Origin of the sequence: Rhodococcus sp. DMU1 (assembly GCF_012272955.1) — a bacterium.
Lineage (GTDB): Bacteria > Actinomycetota > Actinomycetes > Mycobacteriales > Mycobacteriaceae > Rhodococcus > Rhodococcus aetherivorans.
Genome location: NZ_CP050952.1, coordinates 4,127,699 through 4,136,038 on the forward strand (window position 1 = coordinate 4,127,699; position 8,340 = coordinate 4,136,038).

Sequence of the window (8,340 nt, forward strand, 5' to 3'; positions counted from 1 at the left end):
CCACGATCTCCTCCACCGGAGTCGTCGCGGCCCGGAACGCCTTGACCTCGAACACCGGCTCCGGCAAAGCCTTACGGTCCAGCTTGCCCGACGCGTTCAGCGGCAGCGCGTCCAGTTCCACGAACGCCGACGGCACCATGTACGACGGCAGGTGCGCCTCGAGGGCACGGCGGGCGAGGGTGTGGTCGAACGTCCCGGCCGCGGGGACGACGTACGCCACCAGCTGCTCGTTGCGGACCATCGCGACCGCCTGGGCCGCCTCGGTGTGTTCGACGAGCGCGGCCTCGATCTCGCCCAGCTCGATGCGCAGACCGCGCAGCTTGACCTGGAAGTCCGTACGCCCGATGTACTCGAGTTCCCCGCCCTCGGTCCACGTCACCAGGTCGCCCGTGCGGTACAACCGCTCCCCCGGCGCGCCGAACGGCGACGCGACGAACCGGTCGGCCGTCAGGTCCGCCCGACCGACGTAGCCGCGGGCCAGCTGCACCCCGGCCAGGTACAGCTCCCCGGCCACCCCCACCGGGACCGGGCGCAGCCGGGCGTCGAGCACAAACACCCGCGTGTTCCACACCGGCGCACCGATCGGCACCGACACCACGTCCGCGTCGGTCACCTCGTGGAACGTCACGTCCACCGCGGCCTCGGTCGGCCCGTACAGGTTGTGCACGCTCACACCCGGGACCAGCGTCCGCATACGCGCCGCGACCGCGCCCGGCAACGCCTCACCCGATGCGAAGACGTAGCGGAGCGCGGAGAGGCCGGCCACGGCCGGTTCGGCGACGAACACCGCCAGCATCGACGGCACGAAGTGCGCGACCGTCACCGACCGTGCGCGCATGACCGCAGCGAGATACCCCGGGTCACGATGGCCGTCCGGCGCCGCCACCACCAGCCGCGCCCCGACCTGCAACGGCCAGAAGAACTCCCACACCGACACATCGAACGTGAACGGCGTCTTCTGCAACACCACATCCTCGGCGGTCAGCCCGTACCGCCCCTGCATCCACACCAGACGATTGACGATCGCCGCATGCGGCACCGCCACGCCCTTGGGCCGGCCCGTCGACCCCGACGTGAAGATCACATACGCCGTGTTCGACGGCCGCAACGGCGCCGTCCGGTCCGCGTCCGCGAGCGGCGTATCGGAATACCCCGACAGGTCCACCGCGTCGACGCACAGGACAGTCGTCTCCCCCGGCGCCTCGAACCCGTCCCGCGTCGTGGTCAGCACCACCACCGGTTCCGCCACCTCGAGGATGTAGCCGTTGCGCTCCGCCGGCTGATCCGGATCCACCGGCACATACCCGCCCCCGGCCTCCACGACCGCGTACATCCCCACCAGCAGATCCACCGACCGGCGCATCGCCAACCCCACCAGCGACTCCGGCCCCACCCCCACCGACACCAGATGCCGCGCCAACCGGCGCACCCGCCCGGCGAACTCGCCGTACGTCAGCGACTCGTCCCCGAACACCACCGCCACCGCCTCCGGCGACCGGCGCACCCGCTCCTCGAACAACCCCACCAACGTCGCCGACGGCACCGGATGTGCCGTGTCGTTCCACACCTCGAGCACCCGCGACCGCTCCGCCGGCTCGAGGATCTCCAGGTCGCCCACCGCCACCGACGGATCCGCCACCACCTCCTCGAGCACCCGCACGAACCGCGCCGCGAACCCCGCCACCGTCGACGCATCGAAAAGATCCGTCGCATAGGTGATCCCGACCGCGTATCCGGCGGAATCGGCTGTCTCGGCAGCCGTTTCGGCGAGGGAGAACTGCAGGTCGAACCGGGCGGTCGCGGCGTCGAAGTCGAGGCCCGAGACGCTCAGGCCCGGCAGCTCGAGGGATCCCATCGCCTGGTTCTGGAAGGACAGCATCACCTGGAACAGCGGGTGCCGCGCCGTCGACCGGGCGGGATTGAGCACCTCCACCAGCCGCTCGAACGGCACGTCCGCGTGCGCGAACGCGTCGAGGTCGGTCCCGCGTACCCGCGCGAGCAGGTCCGCGAAGGACTCCCCACCCTCGACCCGGGTGCGCAGCACCAGGGTGTTGACGAACATGCCGACCAGGTCGTCGAGTTCCTGCTCGCCGCGGCCGGCCACCGGGGTGCCGATGGCGATGTCGTCGGTGCCCGACAACCGCGCCAGCAGCACCGACAGCGCCGCGTGCACCACCATGAACGGGGTGACGTTACGCTCCCGCGCCACCCGTCCGATCGCGGCATGGAGTTCCGGTCCGAGCGAGAACTCGTGCACCGCACCCGCATTGGATGCGAACGCCGGCCGGGGCCGATCCGACGGCAGGTCGAGCTGCTCGGGCAGCCCGGCGAGCGCGCCGGTCCAGTACGCTTCCTGGCTCGCGATCACCGAGTCCGGATCGTCCTCCGATCCGAGAACCTCCCGCTGCCACAACGCGTAGTCGGCGTACTGCACCGGCAGGGGCTCCCACTCCGGCTCCCCACCGGTGGCGCGCGCCGAGTACGCCACCACCACGTCACGCGTGAGCGGCCCCATGGAGAAGCCGTCGGCCGCGATGTGGTGCACGACGAGGACGAGAACATGCTCGGTCGCGGACACCTCGAACAACCGCGCCCGGAACGGCACCTGTGTCGACACGTCGAAGCCGGCCGAGGCCATCGTCAGGACCTCGCCGAGCAGCTCGGCCTCGGACACCGGGATCGGCGACAGATCGGGAATCACCCGCGAGGTCGGCAGCACCTGCTGGTACGCCACCCCGTCGGCGTCCGGGTACACCGTCCGCAGGGACTCGTGACGGGCCAGCACGTCGGCGACCGCCACCTGCAGCGCGTGCCGGTCCAGCAGTCCGGACAGCCGGATGGCCAGCGGGATGTTGTTCACCGCGGAGTCCGGTTCGAACCGGTTGAGGAACCACATCCGGCGCTGCGCCAACGACAGCGGGACCCGCTCCGGTCGGGTCCGCGCCACCAACGGCGCTCGGCTGCCGGAGGCGTCGGCCTGCTCGAGGCGCGCGGCCAGGGCGGCGACCCCGGACGCCTCGAACAGCGTCCGCACCGGAATCGTGGCGCCGAGCGCCGCGCCGAGACGGGAGATGACCTGCGTGGCGACGAGCGAGTTGCCGCCCAGTTCGAAGAAGTCGTCGTCCAGCCCGACGCGGTCCACGCCGAGGACGTCGGCGAAGACCCGCGCGACGATCTCCTCGACCGGGGTGGTCGGCGCCCGGAAGACGCGGGCCTCCTGCTCCGGTTCCGGCAGTGCACGCCGGTCGAGCTTGCCGCCGGGCGTCAGCGGGATCGAGTCCAGGACCACCACCGCATGCGGCACCATGTAGCTCGTCAGGAACTGCGCCACGGAATCCCTGACGGCGGCGCCGTCGAGTTCGGTGCCCGGTTCGGGGACGACGTACCCGACGAGCTGCTCACCACGCTGCCCGTCCCGGCGCACCGTCGCGACCGACTGGGCGACACCGGCGCACCGCGCGAGGGCCGCCTCGATCTCACCGAGTTCGATCCGGAAGCCGCGGATCTTCACCTGGTCGTCGGCCCGGCCGACGTACTCGACCACACCGGCCGCCTCGTCGCCGGGAGAGCCGAACCACCGCACCACGTCACCGGTGCGGTACATCCGGCTGCCGTCGGTGGCGTACGGGTCTGCCACGAACCGCTCGGCCGTCAGCCCGGCCCGACCCAGATACCCGCGGGCCACCTGGATTCCCGCCAGATACAGCTCGCCGGGGACGCCGACCGGCACCGGCCGCAACCGGTCGTCGAGAACGAGCACCCGCATGCCGCGGACGGGGCCGCCCATCACCACCGGATCACCGGGCAGCAACGCGTCGCTGATGTTCGACGCCACCGTCGACTCGGTGGGACCGTAGGCGTTGAAGAACGCGCGGCGCGATCCGTCGGGCAGGATCGTCGCCCAGCGCGACACCAGGCCCGGGGAGCACGCCTCGCCGCCCGTGATCACCACGCGGACGCAGTCGAGGCCCGCAGGGTCCACCGAGCCGAGGGCAGCGGGGGTCACGAAGGCATGGGTGACCGCTTCGTCCGCCAGCAGGCCGGCGAGTTCGGCGCCGCCGTACACGGAGGTCGGCGCGACGACCATCGTCGCGCCCGCGCCGAACGCCAGCAGCAGTTCGAGAACCGACGCATCGAAGCTCGGCGACGCGAAGTGCAACGTCCGGGAGTCGGCGGTGACGGAATACCGTTCCACCTGTTCGGCACAGAAGTTCACCACGCCGGCATGCGCGACGACCACACCCTTCGGCGTGCCCGTCGTGCCGGAGGTGTAGATGACGTACGCCGGATGCGCCGGAAGCAGCGAGCGTACGCGCTCGGCGTCGGACACCGGTTCCGACGGCAGCCCGGCGCCGGCCTCGACCGCCTCCTCGAGCACGAGCCAGGACACCGTGCCCGGCAGCGCGCCGGCGGATTCGGCCGATGTGATACCCAGCGCCGCACCGGAATCCGACAGCATGTACGCGATCCGCTCGATCGGGTACGTCGGGTCCACGGGGACGAACGCCGCTCCGGACCGGACGACCGCCCACAGCGCGACCACCGACTCGATCGACCGCGGGACGGCGAGCGCCACACGGTCTTCCGGTCCGATGCCGCGGGAGATCAGCAGCCGCGCCAGGCGCGACGACGCCGCATCCAGCTCCCCGTACGACACGGACCGGCCGTCGAACCGCAGGGCCACGGCGCCGGGATCGCGCCGGGCGGCGGCGGACAGGATCTCGTCCAGCGTGCCGGCGGGCTCGGCCGGTGCGCCGTGCACCGACGTCAGCGCCCGCCGCTCGGGCTCCGACAGGAACTCGACGTCGCCCACCGCCCGCGCCGGCTCGGCCGCGACGGTCCCGAGCACCCGCAGCAACCGCCGCACGAACGAGGCGATCGTCGCCTCGTCGAACAGATCGGTGGCGTACCGCAGGTCGCAGGCGAGGCCACCCGGCTCGCCGTCCTCGTCGACCGTTTCAACGAAGATGAACGACAGATCGTACTGGGACTGTTCGAGATTCGCGGTGACCGGGCTGATCGCGAGGTCGCCGAGCTCGAGGGTGGTCTGTTCGAGATTCTGGAACGCGAGCATCACCTGGAACAGCGGGTGATGGGACTGCGACCGGACCGGATCGAGCACCTCCACGAGCCGCTCGAACGGGACGTCCGCGTGCCCGAACGCCGCGAGGTCGGACTCGCGCACGCGCGCCAGGAGCCGGGTGAAGGGCTCGCCCGGCGCGACCTCGGTGCGCAGCACCAGGGTGTTGACGAACATGCCGATCAGGTCGTCGAGTTCCTGCTCACCGCGACCGGCGATCGGCGTGCCGATGGTGACGTCCGCCGAGCCCGACAGGCGGCTGAGGACGGCCGCCAGGGCGGCGTGCACCACCATGAACGGCGTCGTCCGGGTGTCCTGCGCCAGCCGGACGAGACCCCGGTGCACCGATTCGTCGACGGTGAAGGCGTGCACCGAGGCACGGTTGGTGGCGACGACGGGCCGGGGCCGGTCGGTCGGCAGGTCCAGCCGCTCGGGCACACCGTCGAGACGGCGCGCCCAGTACTCGATCTGCTGCGTGACGACCGACTGCGGATCGTCCTCCGAACCGAGGGCCTGCCGCTGCCAGATGGCGTAGTCGGCGTACTGCACGGCCAACGGCTCCCAGGCGGGTGCCTCGTGCCGGGTACGGGCGTCGTAGGCGACCATCACGTCCCGCGTGAGCGGACCCATCGAGAAGCCGTCCGCTGCGATGTGGTGCACCACGAGCACCAGCACGTGCTCGGTGTCCGAGACCTGCAGCAGACGGACGCGAACGGGCACCTCGGTCGTGACGTCGAACCCGGACGCGACGGTGCCCGCCACCGTCGACACGATCTCGGACTCGGTCACCCTCGCCGGCGTGAGGTCCAGTTCCACGCCGGAGGCCGGCAGCACCTGCTGGTAGCCGACCCCCTCCGTCTCCGGGTAGACGGTGCGCAGCACCTCGTGCCGCGCGACCACGTCCGACACGGCCGCCCGGAGCGCGTCGACGTCGAGCGTCCCGGACAGCCGCAGTGCGACCGTGATGTTGTTGACCGCCGAGCCGGGATCGAGGCGGTTGAGGAACCACATCCGCCGCTGCGCCAGCGACAGCGGCACCCGCTCCGGCCGCACCTGCGGCACCAGCGGAGGCCGGTGGGAGTCGCCGGCGGCCATCGCCGTGTCGACGAGCGTGGCGAGCTGCGCGGCGGTCGGGGCGTCGAAGAACTCCCGCACGTCGATGCGGACCTTGTGGTCGGCGTTGATACGTGCCACGACGCGCGTCGCACTCAGCGAGTTGCCGCCCAGGGCGAAGAAGTCGTCGTCGACGCCGAGACGCTCGACGCCGAGCACGCTCTCGAAGGCCGCGACGACCGTCTCCTCGGTGGGGGTGCTCGGTGCGCGGTATTCGGTTGCCAGAGAACTGAAGTCGGGCTCGGGCAGGGCCCTGCGCTCGAGCTTGCCCGACGCGTTGAGAGGGAACTCGGTCATCTCGACGAACAGCGACGGCACCATGTAGTCCGGCAGCCGCCGGCGCACGGCCGCGGCCAGTTCGGTGCGGTCGATCGGTTCGCCGTCGGTGACGAGGTAGCCGACGAGGTGGTCGCCGAGCGTCTCGTCGGAGTGCACGACGACGACCGCCTGCCGGACCCCGGGATGGTCGAGCAGGGCGGATTCGATCTCGCCGAGCTCGATGCGCAGGCCGCGCAGCTTGACCTGGAAGTCGGTGCGGCCGACGTACTCGATCAGGCCCTCGGCGTTCCACCTGACCAGGTCACCGGTGCGGTACATGCGGTCGCCGGGCGCACCGAACGGGTCGGCGACGAAGCGGTCCGCGGTCAGGTCGGGTCGGCGCAGGTAGCCGCGCGCGAGCTGGATGCCCGCGAGGTACAGCTCTCCCTCGACACCCTGCGGAACGGGTCGCAGGCCCTCGTCGAGGACGTAGAGGTCGGTGTCGGCGACGGCCGCACCGATGGGGACGACCGCGTCGTCGCCGTGGGTCGCGTAGTAGGTGACGTCGACCGCGGCCTCGGTCGGGCCGTACAGGTTGTGCAGCCCGGCCGTGGAGATCCGGTGGAATCGGGCGACGGTCTGCGCGGGCAGCGCCTCGCCCGAGGCGAAGACATACCGCAGCGAGGTGACGGCCGCGGCGGTGGGCTCGGCGAGGTAGACCGCGAGCATGGACGGGACGAAGTGGGCGACCGTGACCCGGCGCTCGATCATGGTCTGCGCGAGGTAGGCGGGGTCGCGGTGGCCGTCGGGCCTCGCGATCGACAGGCGCGCCCCTACCTGCAGCGGCCAGAAGAACTCCCACACCGACACGTCGAACGTGAACGGCGTCTTCTGCAGCACGACGTCGTCGCCGCGCAGCCCGTACTCGGCCTGTCGCCAGGCGATGTTCGCGACGATGGCCCGGTGCTCGACCGCGACGCCCTTCGGGCGGCCGGTGGAGCCGGAGGTGAAGATGACGTACGCGAGACTGTCGGCGGTCAGGGGGCCGAGCCGCTCGTCGTCGCGCACCGGGTCCGCGGATACGTCCGCGAGGTCGAGGGTGTCGACGAGCACCACGGGCACCGATCCGGGCAGATCCACCCGGTCGCGGGCGGTGGTGACCACCGCGACGGGTTCCGCGGTGTCGAGGACGTAGGCGATGCGGTCGGCGGGGTGATCCGGGTCCAGCGGCACGTAGGCCCCGCCGGCCTTGACGATCGCGTACATGCCGACGAGCAGGTCGAAGGACCGCCGCATCGACAGGCCGACGCGCGCGTCCGGGCCCACGCCGAGCCCGATCAGGTGCCGCGCGAGCCGGTTGACGCGGGCGTCGAACTCCGCGTAGGTCAGGGTCTCGCCGTCGAACTCGAGGGCGACCGCGTCCGGGGTCGCCTCGACCTGGGCGTCGAAGCGGCCCGCGAGGGTGCCGAGGTCGGGGCCGGCGGGGGCGGCCGCCGCGTCGCCGAGGACGGACGCGGCGTCGGCGAGGAGCAAGTCGAGCACGGCGGGCAGCCCACCGTCGGCGAGAAGCGCGGGCGCGAGGTTGGACAGCACGACCGGGACCAGCGCTTCGATACCGAGCACGCCCCCCATCGCGGCGTCGAGGGTGGCGATCTCCTGCTGGAGCCGGCTGTAGGTCAGCTGCGTGTCACCGTGGGCGAGGGCGACGCGGTCGGGCTCGCGGTCCACGACTCCGGCCAGCAACCGGGGCAGGTCTGCGATCGTCAGCGCCTGCTTGCCCGACGTGCCTTCAGCCATCTACTTCATCCTCCGATACCTCTGCGTGTCGCACACAGTCGTGCGCGCTCCGTCGACCCCGCGGCCACCTCGGTGCCCACGGGGTCGGACGA

The 8,340-nt window shown here is 71.7% G+C and carries 1 protein-coding gene (running past one end of the window); it reads right to left on the bottom strand.

All coding sequences use genetic code 11. The features are described from left to right. A protein-coding gene (locus tag HFP48_RS18860; protein WP_168579861.1) for a non-ribosomal peptide synthase/polyketide synthase crosses the window boundary here: on the bottom strand, positions 1 to 8,248 show its 5' end (the start). It extends 21,299 nt beyond the left edge of the window; the window shows 8,248 of its 29,547 coding nt (coding positions 1-8,248); its start codon is at positions 8,246 to 8,248; the stop codon falls past the left edge of the window. Positions 8,249 to 8,340: the final 92 nt, after the last annotated feature.